Annotated in this window: 21 protein-coding genes; 14 read left to right on the top strand and 7 right to left on the bottom strand. The window is 67.4% G+C overall.

From position 1 onward, the window contains the following. The first annotated feature begins 46 nt into the window (after positions 1-46). On the top strand, positions 47-409 hold the full coding sequence (locus ACAM54_RS03990; RefSeq protein ID WP_145742076.1) for a TfoX/Sxy family protein: 363 nt from the start codon (positions 47-49) through the stop codon (positions 407-409). Here ACAM54_RS03990 and ACAM54_RS03985 read toward each other — a convergent pair. Beyond that, positions 406-924 carry an ureidoglycolate lyase gene (locus tag ACAM54_RS03985; RefSeq protein ID WP_145742078.1) on the bottom strand — a complete coding sequence of 173 codons (519 nt, stop codon included), beginning with the start codon at positions 922-924 and terminating at the stop codon, positions 406-408. The genes ACAM54_RS03990 and ACAM54_RS03985 overlap by 4 nt on opposite strands. Positions 925-1242: 318 nt before the next feature. Beyond that, positions 1243-2175, bottom strand: a complete 933-nt coding sequence (locus tag ACAM54_RS03980; protein ID WP_369649913.1) for a LysR family transcriptional regulator — start codon at positions 2173-2175, stop codon at positions 1243-1245. 150 nt (positions 2176-2325) lie between these two features. On the opposite strand from ACAM54_RS03980, the gene ACAM54_RS03975 reads away from it, so the two are divergent. The 13 genes from ACAM54_RS03975 to ACAM54_RS03915 all read left to right on the top strand — a co-directional run bounded on the left by ACAM54_RS03975 (position 2326) and on the right by ACAM54_RS03915 (position 18620). Further along, on the top strand, positions 2326-4461 hold the full coding sequence (locus tag ACAM54_RS03975; protein ID WP_369649912.1) for a 3-hydroxyacyl-CoA dehydrogenase NAD-binding domain-containing protein: 2136 nt from the start codon (positions 2326-2328) through the stop codon (positions 4459-4461). Between the two features lie 29 nt (positions 4462-4490). After that, positions 4491-5681 (top strand): acetyl-CoA C-acyltransferase, encoded by a 1191-nt coding sequence (locus tag ACAM54_RS03970; RefSeq protein WP_369649911.1) that lies wholly within the window; start codon positions 4491-4493, stop codon positions 5679-5681. 10 nt (positions 5682-5691) lie between these two features. Continuing rightward, positions 5692-6900: an acyl-CoA dehydrogenase family protein gene (locus ACAM54_RS03965; protein WP_369649910.1), complete on the top strand. Its 1209-nt coding sequence runs from the start codon at positions 5692-5694 to the stop codon at positions 6898-6900. Positions 6901-6912: 12 nt separating this feature from the next. Continuing rightward, positions 6913-8055 carry an acyl-CoA dehydrogenase family protein gene (locus tag ACAM54_RS03960; protein ID WP_369649909.1) on the top strand — a complete coding sequence of 381 codons (1143 nt, stop codon included), beginning with the start codon at positions 6913-6915 and terminating at the stop codon, positions 8053-8055. Beyond that, a complete protein-coding gene (locus ACAM54_RS03955) occupies positions 8052-8864 on the top strand; it encodes an oxepin-CoA hydrolase, alternative type (protein WP_369649908.1) in 813 nt (270 codons plus the stop codon). The genes ACAM54_RS03960 and ACAM54_RS03955 overlap by 4 nt, the downstream gene beginning before the upstream one ends. Positions 8865-8926: 62 nt before the next feature. Further along, positions 8927-10135, top strand: coding sequence for a CaiB/BaiF CoA transferase family protein (locus ACAM54_RS03950; protein ID WP_369649907.1), 1209 nt, complete (start codon positions 8927-8929; stop codon positions 10133-10135). Between the two features lie 40 nt (positions 10136-10175). Next, complete coding sequence (locus ACAM54_RS03945) at positions 10176-11168, top strand: Bug family tripartite tricarboxylate transporter substrate binding protein (protein ID WP_369649906.1); 993 nt, start codon at positions 10176-10178, stop codon at positions 11166-11168. A gap of 52 nt (positions 11169-11220) precedes the next feature. Continuing rightward, on the top strand, positions 11221-13164 hold the full coding sequence (locus ACAM54_RS03940; RefSeq protein WP_369649905.1) for an acyl-CoA synthetase: 1944 nt from the start codon (positions 11221-11223) through the stop codon (positions 13162-13164). A gap of 56 nt (positions 13165-13220) precedes the next feature. Continuing rightward, positions 13221-14234 (top strand): tripartite tricarboxylate transporter substrate binding protein, encoded by a 1014-nt coding sequence (locus tag ACAM54_RS03935; RefSeq protein WP_145742098.1) that lies wholly within the window; start codon positions 13221-13223, stop codon positions 14232-14234. 113 nt (positions 14235-14347) lie between these two features. Beyond that, entirely contained in the window at positions 14348-14932 is a 585-nt protein-coding gene (locus ACAM54_RS03930; protein ID WP_145742099.1) for a TRAP transporter small permease, read from the top strand. Then, entirely contained in the window at positions 14929-16227 is a 1299-nt protein-coding gene (locus ACAM54_RS03925) for a TRAP transporter large permease (protein WP_145742101.1), read from the top strand. The genes ACAM54_RS03930 and ACAM54_RS03925 overlap by 4 nt, the downstream gene beginning before the upstream one ends. Before the next feature lie 370 nt (positions 16228-16597). Further along, positions 16598-17635: a DctP family TRAP transporter solute-binding subunit gene (locus tag ACAM54_RS03920; protein ID WP_145742103.1), complete on the top strand. Its 1038-nt coding sequence runs from the start codon at positions 16598-16600 to the stop codon at positions 17633-17635. 46 nt (positions 17636-17681) lie between these two features. Next, positions 17682-18620 carry a nucleoside hydrolase gene (locus ACAM54_RS03915; protein WP_369649904.1) on the top strand — a complete coding sequence of 313 codons (939 nt, stop codon included), beginning with the start codon at positions 17682-17684 and terminating at the stop codon, positions 18618-18620. A gap of 59 nt (positions 18621-18679) precedes the next feature. Here the strand turns inward: ACAM54_RS03915 and ACAM54_RS03910 are convergent, their stop codons facing one another. From ACAM54_RS03910 to ACAM54_RS03890, 5 genes are all read right to left on the bottom strand, one after another. Beyond that, complete coding sequence (locus tag ACAM54_RS03910) at positions 18680-19417, bottom strand: amino acid ABC transporter ATP-binding protein (protein WP_018903696.1); 738 nt, start codon at positions 19415-19417, stop codon at positions 18680-18682. Positions 19418-19456: 39 nt separating this feature from the next. Beyond that, positions 19457-20146: an amino acid ABC transporter permease gene (locus tag ACAM54_RS03905; RefSeq protein ID WP_369649903.1), complete on the bottom strand. Its 690-nt coding sequence runs from the start codon at positions 20144-20146 to the stop codon at positions 19457-19459. Position 20147: 1 nt separating this feature from the next. Continuing rightward, complete coding sequence (locus tag ACAM54_RS03900) at positions 20148-20879, bottom strand: amino acid ABC transporter permease (protein WP_145742109.1); 732 nt, start codon at positions 20877-20879, stop codon at positions 20148-20150. A gap of 124 nt (positions 20880-21003) precedes the next feature. Then, complete coding sequence (locus ACAM54_RS03895; protein WP_145742111.1) at positions 21004-21906, bottom strand: amino acid ABC transporter substrate-binding protein; 903 nt, start codon at positions 21904-21906, stop codon at positions 21004-21006. A 172-nt stretch (positions 21907-22078) separates the two neighbouring features. Beyond that, positions 22079-23530 carry an aspartate ammonia-lyase gene (locus ACAM54_RS03890; RefSeq protein WP_145742113.1) on the bottom strand — a complete coding sequence of 484 codons (1452 nt, stop codon included), beginning with the start codon at positions 23528-23530 and terminating at the stop codon, positions 22079-22081. Positions 23531-23574 lie beyond the last annotated feature (44 nt).

Raw genomic sequence — 23574 nt, 5'->3', positions numbered from 1 at the left:
GCGACACTGCTGCCTTCCATCATGCGTTGAGCGCAGGAACAGCAACATGTCGCAGGCCTCGCCGCAATTCGTGGATTTCATCGTCGACCGGCTCTCTGGAATCGGCGGCATCACGACGAACCGCTTCTTCGGCGGCACCGGCCTCTCGGCCCACGCCACGCAGTTCGCGATGGTCATGGGCGGCAGCCTCTACTTCGTCGTGGACGAGAACACTCGGCCCAGGTACGAGAAACTCGGCAGCACCTGCTTTGCCTACGACACCAGGGCGCGGCGGGTCCAGGTCAGGAAGTACTTCGAGGTGCCCATCGAGATCATCGAGGACCATGAGGCGCTGGCCGCCTTGGCAAGGGAATCCGTTCTCGCGGCGCAAGGCCTGAAGAAAAAGAAACCGGCCGGCAAGAGCGCCTAGTTGTGCCAGTCGACGACCACCTGCGCCGCCAGCGCGCAGGTATCGCAATCGACACTCGCCGCAGCCCGCTCCACCACCACGAAGTCGCCCGCATCCACCGCCAGCAGCGCGTGGTGCCAGGTGCCGGGCGCGAGCGTCACGCCTTGCAGCCCGTCGGTGACGAACGCAGCAAGCGCACCAGGCGCGGGCGCTTCGCCGGCCGGCGCCACGACGATGACGAAGCGCCGCTCGCCCAGCGGCACGAAAGTCTGGCTGCCCAGCGCGTGGCGCTCCAACTCCGCGACTTCGTGCGGAAAACGCCGCGCCTGCGCGCGGAACAGCGCGAGCATCGGCCGGCCGCCCTGCGCGCCGAGCTGCAGGTCGCCGACGAGGTCGAAGCGTTCGGCATTGCCGCCATTGATCAGGCGTCCCGTGCCGGCGGGCGCAGCCAGTACCGTGCCGTAGGGCGCGAAGGCCTCGGGTGTCAGCGCTTGCGCCGCGAGCATTACCGGGGCGTGGGGAGCAGCATCGTTCATGCGGCGGAGTACAGCAGAAAACATGCCGATGGTCACCAGGCGCTACAGTCCGCGGGCCCCTTTTCTCTTTCGCCCTCACCTGCGCAGCCAGCGCTTCCCGATGCGACGCTCCCTCATCCTTTGCCTCCCCGTTCCAGCCGCTCTTCTTGTCGCAGCGTGCGCATCGGGCCCCGCGCCGCGCGTCAGCTGGCTCGGCGACGGTGTATTCAAGTCGCCCACCGTGCAGGAAGCTGAAGCCTACTGCCGCAACTTCGGCGCGCCGATGCGCTTCCTCGATCCGGAGGCGGCGGCAACCGGCGCGCCGGCGGGCGAAGTCAGCTACCGCTGCGACTGATCGCCCGGTTCCGTGCCGGGCGCCCGCACCTGCTCCAGGATGAAATCGATGAAGGTGCGGATCGCCCGCGTGTGCTGCCGGTTGGGCATGTAGAGCATGAACATCTGCGTGCCGAAGATCGAAAGGCGCCAATCGTCGAGCGTGGTCACCACGTCGCCCCTGCGCACGTCCTCCTGCACCACGTAGTCGGGCACCAGGCCAATGCCCAGGCCCGCGAGGATGGCCTGGCGCAGGAATAAAAAATTCTCCGAGATCAGCGTCGGCTCCAGGATCACCTCGCGCCGCACCTCTCCCAGATTCTGGCCCTGGTAGGCCGACACGCGCAGCTGCCGGCCGATGACGGCGGCGGTGACCACCGGCGCGCCCTGCAGTTCGTCGAGCTGCACCGGCAGCGGATGCTTCTGCGCATAAGCGCTTGAAGCGCAGGCCACATAGCGCACCGGCCCCATCTCGCGCGCGACCAGGTTCTGCGGCGGCTCGGGAATCACGCGGATCGCGATGTCGACCTCGTCGCGCAGCAGGTCCTCGATGCGGTTCTCGAACACCACGTCGAGCACGATGCCGGGGTACTGCCGCTTGAAGTCGATCAGCCAGCCGGCCATCACCAGCTGCCCGTAGCCGCTGGGCACGCTCAGCCGCACGCGGCCCTGCAGGCCCTGGCCCAGCGTGGTGACCGATTCCTTTGCGGCCAGCAGCTCGGCCTGGATGGCCACGCCGTGCTGGTACAGGCGCAGGCCGATCTCGGTCGGTTCGGCGCGCCGCGTGGTGCGCCGCACCAGCTGCGCGCCGACCGAGCGCTCCAGCTGGTTCAGGTGGTAGCTGACGTTGGCGCGGCTCATCTTGAGCCGGCGCGCCGCCGCGCTCAGGTTGCCGGCGTCAAGGATTTCCACCAGCAGGGTCAGCGATTGGAGGTCCATGCAGCGGATTGTGTCAAAAATCCTTTGACAGTCTGTCAATGGCCTATGCAATTGTCAAAGCACCGGCACGGGCCAAGAATGCGGGGTTCACCCCAGAGCCTCGGGCCCCTCGCGTTTGCAGCAGGGCTCGCCACGCAAGAGACAAAGCACATGGCCACCACACCCTCCAGCCCCTCCACGTCTTCCGGTCCCGTCAGCTTCGAGCGTCTTGGCGACGTGTTCGTGGTAACCATCGACAACCCGCCCGTCAACGCCCTGGGCGTGGATGTGCGCCGCGGCCTCGTGGCCGCCATCGAGGCGGCCGAGGCCGACGGCGCCGCTGCCGCGGTGCTGATCGTCGGCGCGGGCCGCAACTTCATCGCGGGCGCCGACATCCGCGAGTTCGGCAAGACGCCGCAGCCGCCCTCGCTGCCCGAGGTGTGCCTGAAGATCGAGAACTGCACGAAGCCGGTGATTGCCGCCATCCACGGCGCCGCGCTCGGCGGCGGGCTCGAAGTGGCGCTGTCGGCGCACTACCGCCTGGCCGCACCGTCGGCCAAGCTCGGCCTGCCCGAAGTGCAGCTCGGCCTCCTGCCCGGCTCGGGCGGCACGCAGCGCGCGCCGCGCCTGATCGGCGTCAAGCCCGCGCTCGAACTGATGCTCAGCGGCCGCCATGCGGGCGCGAAGGAAGCGCTGTCGCTCGGCCTCGTCGACCGTCTCGGCAATGAGGCCGACGCGCGCGCCGAAGGCCTCGCCTATGCGAAGGAACTGGTCGCCGCCAAGGCGCCCGTGCGCCGCACGCGCGAGGCTGGCGGCCTGGCCGACAAGGAAGCCAGCCGCGCCGCCCTCGAAGCCGCTCGCGCCGAAACCGCGAAGAAGAGCCGCGGCCTGTTCTCGCCGATGAAGATCATCGAGGCCGTCGAAGCCGCGCTCACGCTGCCCTTCGACGAAGGCATGGCGCTGGAGCGCAAGCTGTTTTTGCAATGCATCGACAGCCCGCAGCGCGCCGGCCTGATCCATGCCTTCTTCGCCGAGCGCGAAGTGCTGAAGGCGCCCGAGACCCGGTCCGCCGCGCCGCGCGCGCTCGCATCGGCCGGCATCGTCGGCGGCGGCACCATGGGTGCGGGCATTGCGGTGGCGATGCTCGACGCAGGCCTGCCCGTGACCATGATCGAGCGCGACGATACCCAGCTCGCGCGCGGCCGCGCCAATGTCGAGAAGGTGTACGACGGCCTGATCAAGAAGGGCCGCATGACGCCCGAGGCCAAGGACAGCGTGATGGCGCGCTTCTCGGGCTCGACGAGCTATGACGCGCTGGCACAGGTCGACATCGTGGTCGAGGCCGTGTTCGAAGAGATGGGCGTGAAGAAGGCCGTGTTCGCCGAGCTCGACCGCGTGTGCAAGCGCGGCGCGGTGCTCGCCACCAACACCTCGTACCTGGACATCGACGAGATCGCCGACAGCATCTCGCGTCCGCAGGACGTGGTGGGCCTGCACTTCTTCTCGCCGGCCAACATCATGAAGCTGCTCGAGATCGTGGTACCCGCCAAGGTCAGCGCCGACGTGGTCGCCACCGGCTTCGAGCTCGCAAAGAAATTGAAGAAGGTGCCGGTGCGCGCCGGCGTGTGCGACGGCTTCATCGGCAACCGCATCCTCGCGGTGTACCGCCAGGCCGCCGACCACATGATGGAAGACGGCGCGTCTCCGTACCAGATCGACGAGGCGGTGCGCAACTTCGGCTACCCGATGGGCCCGTTCCAGGTGTCGGACCTCGCGGGCGGCGACATCGGCTGGGCCACGCGCAAGCGCAAGGCCGCCACGCGCGATCCACAGGCGCGCTACGTGCAGGTGGCCGACCGCATCTGCGAGCGCGGCTGGTTCGGCCAGAAAACGCAGCGCGGCTACTACCTGTATCCCGAAGGCGCGCGCACCGGCCAGCCCGACCCCGAGGTGCTGGCCATCATCGACGCCGAGCGCGAGCGCGCCGGCATCACGCCGCGCGCCTTCACCGAGGAAGAAATCATGCGCCGCTACATGGCCGCGATGATCAACGAGGGCGCCAACGTGGTGCTCCAGCGCATCGCGCTGCGCCCGCTCGACGTGGACGTGACCTTTCTCTATGGCTACGGCTTTCCGCGGCACCGCGGCGGCCCGATGAAGTACGCCGACACCGTGGGCCTGCCGAAAGTGCTGGCCGACATCCGCGAGTTCGCGAAAGAAGACCCGATCTTCTGGAAGCCTTCGCCGCTGCTGGTGGAACTGGTCGAGCGCGGTGCCGATTTCGCCAGCCTGAATCAATCCGAGTAACCAGAGCCAGCCGTCCAGGAGCCATCCCCATGCGCGAAGCCGTCATCGTTTCCACCGCCCGCACCCCGCTCACCAAGGCGCACCGCGGCGAGTTCAACATCACCCCGGGCCCCACGCTCGCGGCCTTTGCGGTGAAGGCCGCGGTCGAGCGCTCCGGCCTGGACCCTGCGCTGATCGAGGACGCGATCCTCGGCTGCGGCTACCCCGAAGGCACCACGGGCCGCAACATCGCGCGCCAGGCCATCATCCGCGCGGGTCTGCCGATCTCCATCGCCGGCACCACGGTCAACCGTTTCTGCGCCTCGGGCCTGCAGGCGATCGCGATGGCGGCGGGCCGCATCGTGGTGGACGGCGCGCCGGCCATGATCGCGGGCGGCGTGGAAAGCATCTCGCAGATCCGCTCGCGCAGCGCCACCGATGCCGGCGACAGCGGCATGGACCCGTGGATCGTCCAGCACAAGCCCGCGCTCTACATGGCGATGATCGAGACCGCCGACATCGTGGCCCAGCGCTACGGCATCAGCCGCGAAGCGCAGGACCGCTTCTCGGCCGAGAGCCAGCGCAAAACCGAAGAGGCGCAGCTGGCCGGCCGCTACAGGGACGAGATCGTCGCCTGCACCACCACCATGGCGGTGACCGACAAGGAAACCAAGGAAGTCAGCTACCGCGAAGTCACCGCCACCGAAGACAACTGCAACCGCCGCGGCACCACCTACGAGGCGCTCGCCAAGCTCAAGCCGGTGATGGGCGACGACAAGTTCATCACCGCCGGCAACGCCTCGCAGCTGTCCGATGGCGCCTCGGCCTGCGTGCTGATGGAAGCGAAGGACGCAGCGCGCGCCAACATCCAGCCGCTGGGCGCTTTCCGCGGCCTTGCGGTGGCCGGCTGCGAACCCGACGAGATGGGTATCGGCCCGGTGTTCGCGGTGCCCAGGCTGCTCGCGCGCCACGGCCTGAAGGTCGAGGACATCGGCCTCTGGGAACTCAACGAAGCCTTCGCTTCGCAGTCGATCTACTGCCAGGAGAAGCTGGGCATTCCGTCGGAACTGCTCAACGTGAACGGCGGCGCAATCTCCATCGGCCACCCCTTCGGCATGACCGGCGCACGCCTCACGGGCCATGTGCTGATCGAAGGCAAGCGCCGCGGCGCGAAGTACGCGGTGGTCACGATGTGCATTGCCGGCGGCATGGGCGCGGCGGGCCTGTTCGAGATTTTTTGAGGAGCGCGCCATGGACCTGAACTTCACGACCGAAGAAGAAGCCTTCCGCAGCGAGGTGCGCACCTTCCTGGCGGCCAAGCTGCCGGTGCGGCTGTCCGAGAAAGTGCGCAGCGGCAAGATCCTCGCCAAGGCCGACATGGAGGAATGGCACGCCATCCTCAACGCGCGCGGCTGGCTCGCCAACCACTGGCCCGAGCAGTACGGCGGACCCGGCTGGACGGCGGTGGAGAAGTTCATCTTCGAGCACGAATGCGCACTGGCCTTCGCGCCGCGCATCGTGCCCTTCGGCGTGAACATGCTGGGCCCGGTGCTCATCAAGTACGGCAACGAGGCGCAGAAGAAGTACTGGCTGCCGCGCATCCTGAACGGCGACGACTGGTGGTGCCAGGGCTATTCGGAACCCGGCGCGGGCTCCGACCTGGCTGCCGTGAAGACCTCGGCCGTGCGCGGCATCGACGCGCAGGGCGACCACTACATCGTGAACGGCCAGAAGACCTGGACCACGCTGGGCCAGCATGCCAACATGATCTTCTGCCTGGTGCGCACGAATCGCGAGGCGAAGAAGCAGGAAGGCATCAGCTTCCTCCTGATCGACATGACATCGCCCGGCGTGGAAGTGCGGCCGATCATCACGCTCGATGGCGAGCATGAAGTGAACGAGGTGTTCTTCTCCGACGTGCGCGTGCCGGCCGAGAACCTCGTCGGCGAAGAGGACAAGGGCTGGACCTGCGCCAAGTACCTCTTGACCTACGAGCGCACCAACATCGCGGGCGTGGGCTTCTCGGTGGCTGCGCTCGAACAGCTCAAGGGCATTGCGGCCACGCAGACGAAGAACGGCAAGCCGCTGGCCGAAGACCCGGCGTTTGCCGCGCGCATGGCGCGCGTCGAGATCGACCTGGAAAACATGAAGACCACCAACCTGCGCGTGATCGCGGCGGTGGCCGGCGGCGGCGTGCCGGGCGCGGAAAGCTCGATGCTCAAGATCCGCGGCACCGAGATCCGGCAGGAGATCTCGTCGCTCGCGCGCCGCGCGATGGGCGTCTACGGCCGGCCCTTCATCGAGGAAGCGCTGCACGACGGCTTCGAGGGCGAGACCTTCGGCCCGGCCTACGCATCGGCCGCGGCCGCGCGCTACTTCAACAACCGCAAGCTGTCGATCTTCGGCGGCTCCAATGAAATCCAGAAGAACATCATCTCCAAGATGATCCTGGGCCTGTAAAGGAGACACGCAGTGAACTTCGAACACACCGAAGACCGGCGCATGCTCGCCGACAGTCTGAACCGCTTCATCGCCGAGCAGTACGCCTTCGATGCGCGCGACCGCATCGCGAAATCGGCGCATGGTTTCAGCAAGGAAATCTTCCAGAATTTCGCCGAACTGGGCGTGATCGGCGCACTGTTCAGCGAGGCCGACGGCGGCTTCGGCGGCGGGGGCTTCGACATTGCCGTGGTCTTCGAGGCACTGGGCCGCGGGCTCGTGGTCGAGCCGCTGCTGGGTGCCGTGATGGTCGGCGAGGCGCTCAGCGCGGCCGGCAGCGATGCGCAGAAGCAAACGCTCGGCGACATCATCAACGGCGCAACCGTCGTGGCCTTCGCACATGACGAGGCCGACACGCACTACGAACGCACGCGCGTGGCGACCCGCGCCGAACGCAGCGGCGAGGGCTGGGTGCTCCACGGCGCCAAGGCCGTGGTGCCGCAAGGCGAGCAGGCCGACCTGTTCCTGGTTTCGGCCCGCAGCTCGGGCAAGGTCGACGACGAAGCCGGCATCTCGCTGTTCCTCGTGCCCGCGAAGACCGCAGGCCTTTCGGTGCGCGGCTGCCCCGCGATCGACGGCGGCCGCGTCGCCGAACTCACCCTCGACGGCGTCAAGCTGGGCGCCGATGGACTGCTCGGCACCGAAGGCCAGAGCCATGCCACGCTCGAACGCGCCATCGGCCGCGGCGTGCTCGCGCTCTGCGCCGAAGCGCTGGGCGCGATGGAAGCCGCCAAGGCCGCCACGCTCGACTACCTGCGCACGCGCAAGCAGTTCGGCATGCTGATCGGCAGCTTCCAGGCGCTGCAGCACCGCATGGCCGACCTGCTGCTCGAGATCGAACAGGCCCGCTCGGCCGTGATCAACGCCGCAGCCGCCATCGACGGCACCGACCGCGTGGCGCGCGAGCGTGCGCTGTCGGCCGCCAAGTTCAGCATCGGCCGCATCGGCGCGCTGGTGGCGGAAGAAAGCATCCAGATGCATGGCGGCATCGGCATGACGTGGGAGCTGCCGCTGCCCCACTACGCCAAGCGCCTCGTGATGATCGACCACCAACTGGGCGACGAAGATCACCACTTGCAGCGCTATATCGCGCTCGGCAAGGAGCTGGCGGCATGAGCGGCAAGACCGTGTTGATCTCGCAGGAAGGCGCCGTCCGCATCCTGACCAACAGCAACCCCGCCGCGCGCAACGCGATCACGCCGACGCTGTATGCCGAACTCTCGGCCGCGCTCGCCGATGCGCAGGACGACCCCGAGGTCGGCGCCATCGTCTTCACCGGCGCAGGCGATTTCTTCTGCTCCGGCGGCGACCTGAACCTGCTGGCCAAGCGGCGCGAGCTGCCGATGGCCGAGCGCCGCGAGATTCTCGAAGGCCTCAACAACCTGATCCGCGCACTGCGCGACTGCAGCAAGCCAGTGATCGCGGCCGTGGAAGGCGGCGCGGCTGGCGCCGGCCTGTCGATGGCGCTGGCCTGCGACATGCTGGTGTCGGCGCGCGATGCGTTCTACACGGTGGCCTACGTCAAGGTCGGCCTCACGCCGGACGGCGGCGCCACCGCCTTCCTCGCGGAGTTCGTCTCGCGCCAGGTGCTCACCGAGATGTGCCTGACCGGCGACCGCATGCCGGCCGAGCGCCTGCATGCACTGGGCGCAGTCAACCGCCTGACCGACAGGGGCGCGGCGCTGGCCGAGGCCATCGCGCTCGCGGCCAAGGTGGCCGACGGCCCGCAGCGCGCGAGCGCGCGCATCAAGACGCTGTGCCGCCAGGCGCACCGTGCCACGCTCGAGGAACAGCTCGAAGCCGAGGCCGTGTACATGGTCGAGTCGCAGGCCGATGCCGAAGCCGCCGAAGGCATCGGCGCCTTCCTCGGCAAGCGCAAGGCCGACTTCGTCGCGCTGCGCCGCCAGAAGCCGGACGCGTCCTGACGCGCGCCGCCCCTCCCTCGCATGCGGACGCGGGGGGTTTTCGTTTTCCTGGAGTTGCCGTCATGTCCTCGCTGAATTCCTCGTTGCCGCTCGCCGGCGTGCGCGTCCTCGATCTGTCCCGCATCCTCGCGGGCCCCTGGTGCGGCATGGTGCTGGCCGACATGGGCGCCGAGGTCATCAAGGTCGAACACCCGGGCCGCGGCGACGACACGCGCGACTGGGGCCTGCGCGTGGGCAAAACCGAAACGGCCTACTTCAACAGCGTGAACCGCAACAAGCGCTCGGTCACGCTCGACCTGCAGACGCCCGAAGGCCAGCAGATCGCGCGCGACCTCGCCAAGCAGTGCGACGTGGTCATCCAGAACTTCAAGTTCGGCGGCATCGACAAGCTGGGCCTGGGCTACGAACAGCTCAGCAAGGAGCATCCGGGCCTCATCTACTGCTCGATCTCGGGCTATGACCGCACCGGCCCCGAGGCCGCGCGCCCGGGCTACGACCTCGTGGTGCAGGGCGAGGCCGGCCTGATGGCGCTCAACGGCGAGGCCAGCCAGCCGCCGCTGAAGTTCGGCGTGGCCATGGTCGACCTGTTCACCGGCATGTACTCGGCGCAGGCCGTGCTCGCGGCGCTCTACCAGCGCGAGAAGACCGGCAAGGGCCGCCATGTGGAGATGGCCCTGTTCGACTGCGGCCTGATGATCACCGCCTACTACGGCCTCGAAGCGCTGCTGATGGGCGAAGACCCGCCGCGCTACGGCAACTCGCATCCGTCGATCGTTCCCTACGGCGTGTTCGATGCGGCCGACGGCCCGCTGGTCATCACCGTGGGCAACAACGCCCAGTTCGCGCGCTTCTGCACCGAGGTGATCGAGCGGCCCGACCTCGCGGCCGACGAGCGCTTCAAGACCAACATCCTGCGCTCGGCGAACCGCGCGGCGCTGCTGCCCGAGCTGCACGCCGAGCTCGCCAGGCGCCCGCGCGCCGACCTGCTGGCCAAGCTCAGCGCCTCGGGCATTCCCTGCGGCGAAGTGCTGGGCCTGCTCGAAGCGCTCAACTCCAGGCGCGCGACCGACGCCGGCCTCGTCACCGAGCAGCCGCATCCGGTGGCCGGCAAGGTCAACGTGCTGGCGCCGCCCTACCGCTTCGACGGCGAGCGCCTGCCCGTGCGCAGCGCGCCGCCGCAGCTGGGCGAAGGCACGCACGAGGTGCTGCAGTCCCTGCTCGGCCTGTCGGACGAGAAGCTGGCGGCATTGAAGACAAGTGGCGTCGTCTGAACAAGACAGGCGCCCGCATTTCCAAAGTAGACAAGACCCAATGGCATCCCTTTCCTCCCCCCGCAGTCCCGTTCGCCGCGCCCTTCTCGCACTCGCCCTTCCGCTCGTCGCCGGCGCCGCCTTCGCGCAGGCCTGGCCGGCCAAGCCGATCACGCTGATCGTGCCCTTTCCGCCCGGCGGACCGACCGACGTCGCCACGCGCATCGTGGCGCAGAAGATGTCGCAGGGCCTGAAGCAGAACATCCTGATCGACAACCGCAGCGGCGCCTCGGGCACCATCGGCGCGGCGGCGGCCGCCAAGGCCGTGCCCGACGGCTACAGCTTCGTGATGCTGGCCACGCCCACGCTGCTGGCCGCGCACCTGTACGGCCAGACGCCCTACGACATCTTCAAGAGCTTCACGCCCGTGGGCACGGTGTACGACCTGCCGATCGTGATGGTGGTCAACCCCAAGGTACTGCCCGGCGTGAACGGCCTGCAGGACCTGATCGCCAAGGCCAAGGCCGAGGGCGGCAAGCTCAACTACACGACGGCCGGCGCGGGCAGCTTCGGCCACCTGACGACCGAGCAGCTCAAGAACATCGGCAAGTTCGAGATGCAGCACGTGCCCTACCGCGGCAGCGCACCGGCGGTGACCGACCTGATCGGCGGGCAGGTGCCCGCGATGTTCTCGGACCTGGTGGCGGTGATGCCGCACATCCGCTCGGGCACGCTGCGCGCCATCGCGGTCGGCTCGGGCAAACGCGTGAGCCTGCTGCCCGATGTGAAGACGGTCGCCGAGCAGGGCTTCCCGGGCTTCGATGCGACCTCGTGGGGCGGCCTGCTGGCACCGGCGGGCACGCCCAAGGACGTGGTCGATCGCATGAGCGCCGAGCTCAAGGCCGCGCTGGCCGACAAGGAAGTGCAGGACAAGCTCGAGGGCGTCGGTTCCTTCGCGGCCTACGGCACGCCGGAGCAGACGGGCACGCGCATGCGCCAGGATTTCGAGCGCTGGGGCAAGGTCATCCGCGACAACAAGATCACGAACCAGTAGAACAGCGCTTTTGCGCGCGGCCGGCAACACAACAATATCCAGGAGACACGCCATGGCAGACAGCAACAAGACGAACGCGGCCGGCGCACCCTTTCGCCCGACGCTCCCGGTCCGCAGCCTTGCCGACATCCGCAAGCTAGAGGAGACCCCGCTCGAAGAGGCGCTGACGGTCCGCAGCACCTACGAGATCTTCCGCAACGCGGGCGCGGCCTTCGGCGGCAAGACCGCGCTGACCTTCCTGCGCACCGGCAACCCGGCCGACGCGCCGATCCGCTGGTCGTACGCCGAACTGCTGGCGCGCATCCACCAGACCGCGAACATGCTGCACGCACTGGGCGTGGGCCCGCAGGATGCGGTGGCGGTGCTGCTGCCGGGCTGCCTCGAATACCACCTTGCGCTCTGGGGCGGCGAGGCGGCCGGCATCGTGCAGCCGCTCAATCCGCTGCTCACCGATGAGAAGCTGGTGGCGCTGATGACCGCCGGCCGCGCCAAGGTGCTGGTCGCCTACGGTTCGGACGGCGAATCGGGCATGTGGTCGAAGGCGATGCGCCTGCGCGGCCAGGTGCCGACGCTCGCGACCGTGCTGCGCGTGGCGCCGCATGACGAAGCGCCGGGCGGAGCAGGTCCCTTGCCTGAAGGCGTGGCCGACTTCGACCTGCTGCGTTCGGCACAGCCTTCCGACCGCCTCGTGAGCGGCCGTGACATCGCGCCGGCCGACATCGCCGCCTACTTCCACACCGGCGGCACCACCGGCGCCCCCAAGCTTGCGCGCCACAGCCACGGCGCGCAGGTGTTCACGGCCTGGGCCAGCGTGCAGGTCGCGGGCATGAACGAACAGGGCATCTCGATCAACGGCTATCCGCTGTTCCACGTGGCGGGCGTGCTGCCGGCCTCGCTGGCCTCGCTCTCGGCGGGCATGGAAGTGATCATTCCGACCACCTCGCTGCTGCGCAACAAGGAGGTGCTCGCCAACTACTGGAAGCTGGTCGAAAAATTCCGGCCGACCTCGCTCTCGGCCGTGCCCACGGTGCTGGCGGCGCTGGCGAACGTGCCGCTGGACGGCGCCGACATCTCCTCGATCGGCTATTGCCGCACGGGCGCCGCCGTGCTCTCGCCCGAGTTGGCTGCGCGCTTCGAGCGCCTGTTCGGCCTGCATGTGCACGAGAGCCTGGGCATGACCGAGATGGCCGGCATCTCGACCATCACGCCGCCGGGCGTGGTCGGGCCCGCGGGCTGCGTCGGCTTTGCGCTGCCCTACATGCGGATGCGCATCGTGGCGCTCGACGAGAACGGCAACGCCAGCGACCGCGAGCTGCCGCCCGGCGAGCAGGGCATGGTGCTGTTCAAGTCGCCCAACCTGTTCTCCGGCTTCGTCGATCCGGCCGACAACGCCAAGGCCTTCACGGCCGACGGCTGGCTCGCCACCGGCGACCTGGGCTGGATCGACGGCGAGGGCAGGCTCAACCTCAGCGGCCGCTCGAAGGACCTGATCATCCGCAGCGGCCACAACATCGACCCGAAGGTGATCGAGGACGCGCTGGGCGCGCATCCCGCGGTGCAGCTGTGCGCCGCGGTGGGTGCGCCCGATGCCTATGCGGGCGAGCTGCCGGTGGTCTTCGCCACGCTGGTGCCCGGCGCCTCGGCCACCGAGGACGAACTGCTGGCCTTCACCGCCGCCCGCGTCGACGAGGCGCCGGCCAGGCCCCGCTCGGTGACCGTCATCGAGCAGATGCCGATGACCAACGTCGGCAAGATCTACAAGCCCGAGCTGCGCGCCATGGCCGCCAGCCGCGTGGTGGCAGCCACGGTGGCGCAGGTCTGCGGCGAGCTCGGCGTGGCGCCGGCCGCCCGGCCGCGCGTGCGCAGCGAGGGCGACAGCCTGGTGCAGGTGCGCATCGATGCCGCGGCCGCGGGCGCGCTCGCGGCGCCGCTGCAGGCGCGAATCCGCACGGCGCTCGAGGCGCTTCCCTTCAAGACCCAGGTATTGGCCGAATAGCCGCGCGCCCGCTTCTTTTTTTCGACAGACAACAACGACAGCCGGAGACATCGAACATGAGCGCAACTTTCACCACCACCATGCGCGGGATCACCCGCCGCGCCCTGCACTGCGGCATCGCCTCGCTCGCGATCGCGGCCACTTCCACGGCCGCCTGGGCGCAGGCCTATCCGAGCAAGCCGATCCGCATGGTGGTGCCCTTTGCCGCGGGCGGCGCCACCGACGTGCTGGCTCGCGTGATCGGCGAGAAGATGGCGGCGGGCCTGGGCCAGCCCGTGATCATCGACAACAAGCCCGGCGCCGCCGGCATCATCGGCACCGACGCGGTGGCCAAGGCGCCGGCCGACGGCTACACCCTGGTGCTGGCGCTGAGCAACTCGCTGCTCACCAACCAGTTCCTCTACCAGAAGCTGCCCTACGACACGCAGCGCGACCTCACGCTGGTCTACCAGATCGCCACCGCGCCGCTGGTGCTGGTGGTGCACCCCAGCGTGCCCGTGAAGAGCGGGCCCGAGCTCCTGAAATACGTGGCCGCCAACAAGGGCAAGGTGGCCTACGGTTCGTACGGCGTGGGCGCCTACCCGCACCTGGCCGGCGCGCACATGAGCCTCACGCAGAAGGCCGAGATGAACCACGTCGCCTACAAGGGCGAGGCGCCGATGCTGCAGGACCTGATCGGCGGCCAGATCCAGATGGCCTTTGCCAGCGCGCTGGTGGCCAAGCCGCACATCGAGGCCGGCAAGCTCAAGGCCATCGGCGTGAGCGGCGAGCGCCGCATGGCCACGCTCCCCAGCGTGCCCACGCTGGCCGAGCAGGGCCTGGACGACGAGGCCTACCGCGTGGCCGGCTGGCTCGCGATTGCCATGCCGGCCGGCACGCCCAAGCCGATCGTGCAGCGCATTGCCGAAGAGGTGGGCAAGGCCACGCGCCAGCCCGACGTGCAGGCGCGCGTGGCGGCGATGGGCTTCGACCTGAAGGAGAGTTCGCCCGAGGCTTTTGCCGCCGTGTACAAGAAGGAAAGCCCGGTCTGGGAGCGCCTGATCAAGGAGTCGGGCGCCAAGCTCGAGTAGCCCGTTCCGGGAGGGCCGGAGGAGAGCGGAGCGGGGCCGCAGCTTAGGAAAACCCCGATGAACGAATGGACATGGATCGTTACCATCCATAGCTGCTTTCCCCCTCCCTCTCGATGACCACTCCCAACGAGTCCGGCCCCCTGCTGGACGCCGCCAGCCCCCTTCCCCCAGACATCGAAGCCGCCGACGAGCCCACCCGGGTGCCGCTCGCCATCGAGGACTGGCTCACCGTCATCATCATGGGCGCGCTGGCGCTCATCACCTTTGCCAACGTGCTGGTGCGCTACTTCACCGACTCTTCGTTCGCATGGACCGAAGAGTTCTCGGTCTTCCTGATGATCATGCTGGCGCTGGTGGCCGGCTCGGCCGCGGTGGCGCGCGACCGTCACATCCGCATCGAATACTTTTCCGAAAGCGGCTCGATGGCGCGGCGCAAGCGGCTCGCGCAGTTCGGCGCGCTCATGATCGCCATCCTGTTCACGCTGATCGGCGCGCTCAGCATCCGCATGGTGTGGGACGACTACCGCTTCGACGAGACCACGCCGGGCATCGGCCTGCCGGCCTGGTGGTATTCGATCTGGCTGCCGGTCGTGTCGTTCGCCATCGCGCTGCGCGCGGTGGGCCTCATGGTCCGCCGCGGCCGCAAGGAATACCGCAGCGACACGAAGAACCCGGGCGGCAAGGGCGACGCATCGTGATCCCCACCCTGCTCTTCGTCGCCTTCGTCGCGATGATGCTGGTGGGCGTGCCCATCGGCGCCGCGCTGGGCCTGGCGGGCGCCGCCTGCATCGCGCTCGCCAACAGCGACGCCCAGTGGTTCGGCCTCTTGGCCGTGCCGCAGAACTTCTATGCCGGCCTCGGCAAGTACCCGCTGCTGGCCATTCCGATGTTCGTGCTGGTGGGCTCCATCTTCGACCGCTCGGGCGTGGCGCTGCGGCTCGTGAACTTTGCGGTCGCCATCGTCGGGCGCGGGCCCGGCATGCTGCCGCTGGTGGCCATTGCGGTGGCGATGTTCCTCGGCGGCATCTCGGGCTCGGGCCCGGCCAATGCCGCCGCCGTGGGCGCGGTGATGATCGCGGCCATGTCGCGCGCGGGCTACCCGGCCGCCTTCTCGGCCAGCGTGGTGGGCGCCGCGGCGGCCACCGACATCCTGATTCCGCCTTCGGTCGCGTTCATCGTGTACTCGGTGCTTGTGCCCGGCGCCTCGGTGCCGGCGCTCTTTGCGGCCGGCATGGTTCCGGGCGTGATGGCCGGCCTGGCGCTGATGATCCCGGCCGTGCTGCTGGCCCGCCAGCACAAGATGGGCGCGCTCGAAGCGACGCTGCCGCGCCCGCCGTTCTGGAAGAGTTTTCGCGATGCAAGCTGGGGCCTGGCGGCGCCGGTGCTGATCCTGGGCGGCATGCGCGCGGGCTGGTTCACGCCCACCGAAGCCGCGGTGGTGGCGGTGTTCTACGGCCTGTTCGTGGGCATGTGCGTGCACCGGACCATCAAGGTGCGCGACCTGTTCGTCATCCTGCGCGAATCGGGCGAGCTCTCGGCGGTGATTTTGCTGGTGGTGTCGCTCGCGGGCATCTTCGCGTACTCGCTCTCGACGCTCGGCATCATCGACCCGGTGACGCGCGCCATCGTGAATTCGGGCCTGGGCGAATACGGCATCCTGGCGCTGTTGATCCTGCTGCTCATCACGGTCGGCATGTTCCTGGACGGCGTATCGATCTTCCTGATCTTCGTGCCGCTGCTGCTGCCGATCGTGCAGTACTACAAATGGGACCCGGTGTGGTTCGGCGTGATCCTCACGCTCAAGGTGGCGCTCGGCCAGTTCACGCCGCCGCTCGCGGTCAACCTGATGGTGTCGTGCCGCATCGCCAAGGTGCGCATGGAAGAGACCGTGCAGTGGGTCGGCTGGATGCTGTTCTCGATGTTCGTGGTGATGGTGCTGGTGATTGCGTTCCCGGAACTTGCCTTGTGGCTTCCGAGGAAGCTGGGGTACTGAAATGGGGCGGTGCGTTTGGATGCTTTGTTCAGGGTGCGATCACGCCGACGGGGTGCCTTGCTCCGCGAATGTCCCCCGCCCTTCGGGCTCCTCCTTGATTTCGCTGCGCAAGGCACCCCATCGACGTGATCGTTGGTCAGAGCGGTCGTTGATCGGCCAGCACCAGAGCCGCGTCCACTGTGCACAGGGCATCGGGTGCTCCCGCAGCGAAATCAAGGAGGAGGCCGCAGGCCGGGGGACATTCGCGGAGGGGAGTACCCGGTGGCCTGTGCACGCGCCCTGAACAACACCGCCAAGAACACCTCCAGCCCAGTACCGTTCCCGAAAACATCCATCGCTTAGTTGTGTTCAGAAAACAAGGAGACCTCTCATGAAATTCCGCCGCACCCTGCTCGGCCTTGCCGCCGCAGCCACCGCCCTGGGCCTGTTCTCGACCGGCGCCATGGCGCAGGCCGCCTACAAGCCCGAGTACAAGATGTCGCTGGTGCTCGGCCCGCCGACGCCCTGGGGCCAGGCCGGGAAGATCTGGGCCGACCTCGTGAAGGAGCGCACCCAGGGCCGGATCAACATCAAGCTGTACCCCGGTGTGTCGCTCATCCAGGGCGACCAGACGCGCGAGTTCAGCGCGCTGCGCCAGGGCGTGATCGACATGGCCGTGGGCTCGACCATCAACTGGTCGCCGCAGGTCAAGCAGCTCAACCTGTTCTCCATGCCCTTCCTGATGCCCGACTACGCGGCCATCGACGCGCTCACCCAGGGCGAGGTCGGCAAGGACATGTTCAAGACCCTCGACAAGGCCGGCGTGGTGCCGCTCGCCTGGGGCGAGAACGGCTACCGCGAGATCACCAACTCGAAGAAGCCGATCAAGTCGCCGGCCGACCTGAAGGGCATGAAGATCCGCGTGGTCGGCTCGCCGATCTATTCCGACATGTTCACCGCGCTCGGCGCCAACCCCACGCAAATGAGCTGGGCCGACGCGCAGCCCGCGCTCGCCAGCGGCGCCGTGGATGGCCAGGAGAACCCGCTGTTCCTGTTCACCGTGCTCAAGATGCACACCGTGGGCCAGAAATTCGTGACCACCTGGGGCTATGTGGCCGACCCGCTGGTGTTCGTGGTCAACAAGGAGATCTGGGCCTCGTGGACGCCGGCCGACCAGGCCATCGTGCGCCAGGCCGCCGTCGACGCCGGCAAGCAGGAAATCGCGCTCGCGCGCAAGGGCCTGGTGGAAGCCGACAAGCCGGTGCTCAAGGACATTGCCGCCATGGGCGTCACCGTGACCCAACTCACGCCCGCCGAGCGCGACGCCTTCGTGAAGGCCACGCGGCCGGTGTACGACAAGTGGAAGTCGACCGTGGGCGCGGACCTCGTGGCCAAGGCCGAGAAAGCCATCGCGGCGCGCCAGAAGTAAAGCCCGCGTCCCCGTGGACCGGGGCGGGGGCCGCGACAATGCGGCCATGCACACCCTGATCATCGACACGGACCCCGGCGCGGACGACGTGATCGCGCTGCTGTTCGCTTTGGCGGCGCCCGAATCGCTCGCGGTCCAGGCGCTGACCACGGTGGCCGGCAACGTGCCGCTGGCCAAGACCTCGCGCAACGCGCGGCTCGCCTGCGAATGGGCCGGCCGGCCGGAGATTCCGGTGTATGCGGGCGCCGAACGGCCGCTGCGGCGCACGCCGATCTACGCGGCCAACATCCATGGCCGCGAAGGCATCACCGGCGTGAAGGTGCACGAGCCCGCCGCACCGCTGGCCGAAGGCCATGCGGTCGACTACCTGGTCCGCACGCTGCGCGCCGCGCCCGAAAAGAGCATCACGCTCGCGATGCTCGGGCCGCAGACGAACCTGGCGCTGGCCCTTGAACAAGCGCCCGACATTGCGCGCGGCCTGCGCGAACTGGTGCTCATGGCCGGCGCGCACTTCAACGGCGGCAACATCACGCCCACGGCGGAGTTCAACGTGTTTGCGGATCCGCATGCGGCCGAGGCCGTGCTGAAGTGCGGCGTGCCAATCACCATGCTGCCGCTCGACGTCACGCACAAGATCCTCACGAGCGACGAGCGCATCGCGCGGCTGCGCGGCCTCGGCAACCGGGCCGGCGCCATCGTCGCCGACATCCTGGACGCCTACGCGCCGCAGGAAATGCAGCACTACGGCATGCCCGGCGGGCCGGTGCATGACGCCACCGTCACGGCCTACCTGCTGCGGCCTTCGCTCTTCAAGGGCAGGCCCATCCACGTCGAGATCGACAGCCGCGAGGGCATGGGCTTTGGCCAGACGGCGGCCGACTGGCACGGCAGCCTGCATCGCACGCCCAACGTGAACTGGATCGCCGATGGCGATGCGCAGGGCTTCTTCGACCTGCTGACGGAGTACATCGCACGGCTGCCGTAGGCATTAAAAAAAAGCCACGCTGCAAAACAGCGTGGCTCTTGTCCTTGCGCCGCAGCGGATCAGTGCTGCAGGATCTTGTTCAAGAAGTCCTTGGTGCGCGGCTGGCGGTTCTCCGGATGGCTGAAGAACTCGTCCTTCGGGCAGTCTTCCAGGATCTTGCCGCCCACGTCGATGAAGATCACGCGGCTCGCCACCTTGCGGGCAAAAGCCATTTCGTGCGTGACCACCATCATGGTCATGCCGTCCTTGGCCAGGCTCACCATCACGTCGAGCACTTCGCCGACCATTTCGGGGTCGAGCGCCGAGGTGGGCTCGTCGAACAGCATCACGATCGGGTCCATGCTGAGCGCACGGGCAATGGCCACGCGCTGCTGCTGGCCGCCCGAGAGCTGGCCCGGGAACTTGTCCTTGTGCGCCATCAGGCCCACGCGGTCGAGCATCTTGAGGCCGCGGGTCTTGGCTTCGTCGGGGCTGCGGCCGAGCACCTTGATCTGCGCGATCGTGAGGTTCTCGGTGACCGACAGGTGAGGGAACAGCTCGAAGTGCTGGAACACCATGCCGACCTTGGAACGCAGCTTGGGCAGGTTGGTCTTGGGGTCGTGCAGCGGAATGCCGTTGACGGTGATCTCGCCCTTCTGGAAGGGCTCGAGCGCGTTCACGGTCTTGATGAGGGTGGACTTGCCCGAGCCCGAGGGCCCGCACACCACCACCACGTCGCCCTTGGAGATGCTCACCGAACAATCGTTGAGCACCTGCACCGGGCCATACCACTTCGAGACGTTCTTGATTTCAATCATTTTTTCGGACATTTCTTTCTCTCCGGTTCAGCCACTCGATCAGCGAATGATGGCAATCTTCTTGTGGAGGCGCTTGACGAGCCACGACAAGGCATAGCACATGATGAAGTAAACCACGGCCGCGAGCAGGTAGGCCTCGATCGGGCGGCCGAAGTTCTTGCCCGCGGTCTCGAAGCCCTTGAGCATGTCGTAGGCGCCGATGGCATAGACCAGCGAGGTGTCCTGAAACAGGATGATGGTCTGCGTGAGCAGCACCGGCAGCATGTTGCGGAAGGCCTGCGGCAGCACCACGAGGCGCATGTTCTGGCCGTAGGTCATGCCGACCGCCTGGCCCGCATACACTTGGCCGCGCGGGATCGACTGGATGCCCGCGCGCATGATCTCGCTGAAGTAGGCCGCCTCGAACGCGATGAAGGTGATCACGGCCGAGATTTCCGAGCGGTAGTTCGAGCCGACGGAGCCGAAGGCCGCGTAGAACGAGGCCGGCACCAGCAGGAAGAACCACAGGATCACCATCACCAGCGGAATGCTGCGCATGCCGTTGACGTAGACGGCGGCGGGCGCGTCGAGCCATTTCTTGCCCGACAGCCGCATGAGCGCCAGCACGGTGCCGAAGATCACGCCGCCGATGGTGGCCACGATCGTCAGCATGATGCTGAAGTAGAAGCCCTTGACGACGAAGTTGCTGATGACGTCCCAGTTGTAGAACGACAGGTCGAGATTCATCATGTCAGTGTCCCCCGCCGCCGCTGGCCGAGACGATGAAGCCCGGCACGCGCGTCTTCTTCTCGATGAACGCCATGATGCGGTTGATCGCAAAGGCCGAGATCACGTAGAGCCCCGTCACCGCCAGGTACACCTCGATGCCGCGCGAGGTTTCTTCCTGCGCCTGCATGGCGAACATCGTGAGTTCGGTCACCGACACGGCAAACGCCACCGACGAGTTCTTGAAGATGTTCATCGTCTCGCTGGTGAGCGGCGGAATGATGATGCGGTAGGCCATGGGCAAAATGACGTAGCGGTAGTACTGCGGCGTGGTGAAGCCCACCGCCATGCCCGCGTAGCGCTGGCCCTTGGGCAGCGCCTGGATGCCCGAGCGCACCTGTTCGGCGATGCGCGCCGAGGTGAAGAAGCCCAGCGCCAGCACCACCAGCACGAAGCTGGGCACGCCCTTCATGACCGGCACCAGCGCCGGGATCACGTGGTACCAGAGGAAGATCTGCACCAGCAGCGGAATGTTGCGGAACAGCTCGACCCAGGCATTGCCGAAGCGCACGAGCCACGGGCTGTCGGGCAAGGTGCGGATGATGCCGATGAGCGAACCCAGCACCAGCGCGACGATCAGTGCCAGCAGGGCCACGGACACGGTCCAGCCCCATGCGGACAGCATCCACTGCCAGTAGGTCGGGAACTTCCCGCCCGGGTCTTGCAAGAAGACCTGCCAATCCCAGTTTGATCCCATCGGGGACTCTCCTTTTTTCAGATTTCCAGACTGCTGGCTAGCTAAGGCCGTGCCCGCGCGCCGCATTTGCGAAAACAAACGCCCGCCGGGGGCGGCGGGCGTTGCGCAGATGACCTTGCCGTGCTTACTTCTTGGCCGCGTAGTCTTCCATCGGCTTGTCGTTCGGGTTGGCCCAGGCCGCCTTCGTGGCTTCGGACAGCGGCAGGTTCACCGTGACGTTCGACGGCGGAATCGGCTTCAGGAACCACTTGTCCCAGAGCTTGGCGAGGTCGCCGTTCTTGATCTGCGCCTTGATGCTGTCGTCCACCACCTTCTTGAAGGCGGGGTCGTCCTTGCGGATCATGATGGCGATGGGCTCGACGCTGAGCACCTCGCCGACGATCTTGTAGTCGGCGGGCGACTTCGACTTGGCGATGTTCGACGCCAGGATGGAGCCGTCCATCACGAAGGCGTCGGCGCGGCCCGATTCGAGCAGCAGGAAGCTGTCGGAGTGGTCCTTGCCATAGAGTTCCTTGAAGTCGATGCCGCCGGCGCGCTCGTTCTTGCGCAGGGTCTGCACCGAGGTGGTGCCGGTGGTGGTGGCCACGGTCTTGCCGTTGAGGTCCTTGATGGAGGTGATGCCCGAGTTGGCCTTGACCGCGATGCGCACTTCTTCCACGTAGGTGGTCACCGCGAAGGAAACGTCCTTCTGGCGCGTGGCGTTGTTGGTGGTGGAGCCGCACTCGAGGTCGACGGTGCCGTTCTGCACCAGGGGCACGCGGTTCTGCGAGGTCACGGGCTGGTACTTGGTTTCCAGCTTGGCAAGGCCCAGGTGCTTCTGGATGTCCTTGATGATGTTCGCGCACACGTCGTAGTGGAAGCCGGTGTACTGGCCATTGCCCAGCGTGTACGACAGACCGGAGGATTCCCGCACGCCTTCGGTGATAGCGCCCGAGGCCTTGATCTTGGCCAGGGTGTCATTGGCCTGTGCAAAGGCGCCGCCGGCAGCCAGGGCTGCGATTGCCAATGCCAATACTTGCTTGTTCATACGGAAAACTCCTGAGGTGACTGGAAGATACAGATACAACGAAATTCTAGACATTCACGTCATGGGGAATACCCGGACCAACCCGGTGCATTCTCGATGGCGACAGCACCGACCACGCGCATCGAAGCGCCGTCGTGGTGCAGGTGGACCCATTGGCATTGTCCGACTTTCACTAAGCAGCCTTTGTGCCCGAGGGCTCGGCAGCCGCCGGCACCGGCGCGGACAGGCGCACGGGCTGGGTCAGGTTCTCGGGCACGAGCAGCGCCTCCATCTCGGCGCGCGTCATGATGCCGAGCGATTCGGCCACCAGGTCGATGGGCCCGCCGGTGGCCAGCGCGGTTTTTGCGATCAGCGCCGCCTTCTCGTAGCCGATCAGCGGATTGAGCGCTGTGACCAGCGTGACCGATTCGCGCACCCGCTTGGCCAGGAATTCGCGGTTTGCCTCGATGCCGTCGACGCAGTTCTGCCGCAGCGTCGTGCAGGCATTGCCCAGGTGCTTGATGCTCTTGAACAGGCTCCAGCCCATGATCGGCTCGAAGGCGTTGAGCTGCAGCTGGCCGGCCTCGGACGCCATGGTCACGGTGATGTCGTTGCCGATGACCTCGAAGGCCACCTGGTTCATGACTTCCGGGATCACCGGGTTCACCTTGCCCGGCATGATCGACGAGCCGGCCTGGCGCGCGGGCAGCCGGATCTCGCCGAAGCCGGCCTGCGGACCGCTGGAGAGCAGGCGCAGGTCGTTGCAGGTCTTGCTGAGCTTGGTGGCCACGCGCTTGAGCACGCCCGACAGCTGCACGAAGGCGCCGGTGTCCTGCGTGGCCTCGATGAGGTTGGCCGACTGCTTGAGCGGCACGCCGGTCTGCTCGGCCAGGTACTGGCAGGCCAGGTTGGCGTAGCCGTGCGGCGCGTTGATGCCGGTGCCGATGGCGGTCGCGCCCAGGTTGATTTCCTCGATGAGCGCGCGCGCCTCGCCCAGGCGGGCCTCGTCCTCGCCGATCATGATGGCGTAGGTCAGGAACTCCTGGCCCAGCGTCATGGGCACGGCGTCCTGCAGCTGGGTGCGGCCGATCTTCAGGATGTCCTTGAACTCGAGCGCCTTGGCCTCGAAGCTCCGGCGCAGCTCGGCCATGGATTCGAGCAGCTTGTCGATGGCGAACCACAGCGCCAGCCGCACCGCCGTCGGGTAGACGTCGTTGGTGCTCTGCGAGGCGTTGACGTGGTCGTTGGGATGCAGAACGTCGTAGCGGCCCTTCTCATGGCCGAGCTTCTCGAGCGCGAGGTTGCAGATCACCTCGTTGGCATTCATGTTGGTGGAGGTGCCGGCGCCGCCCTGGATCACGTCGACCACGAATTCGTCGAGCAGCTTGCCCTCGATGAGGTCCTCGCAGGCCAGGATGATGGCGGCTGCGCGCTCGCGGTCGATGGCGCCGAGGTCGGCATTGGCGCGGGTGGCGGCCTTCTTCACGAAGGCCAGCGCGCGCACCAGGTCGGGCATGGCCGACACCCGGGTGCCGGAGATGGCGAAGTTCTCGACCGCGCGCGCCGTGTGCACGCCCCAGTAGGCAATGGCAGGAATCTGCTTCTCGCCGAGAAAGTCGTGTTCGGTCCTGAAATTGGGGCTCATACAGGTTCCTCGGCTAAAAAAAAGCACGCGGATGGCGCGTGCCG

It is taken from the genome of Variovorax sp. V93 (assembly GCF_041154485.1).
In the GTDB taxonomy this organism is placed as follows: Bacteria; Pseudomonadota; Gammaproteobacteria; order Burkholderiales; family Burkholderiaceae_C; genus Variovorax; species Variovorax beijingensis_A.
Note: the sequence above shows the minus strand (reverse complement) of the source record. Positions and strands in the feature narration are given on the sequence as shown.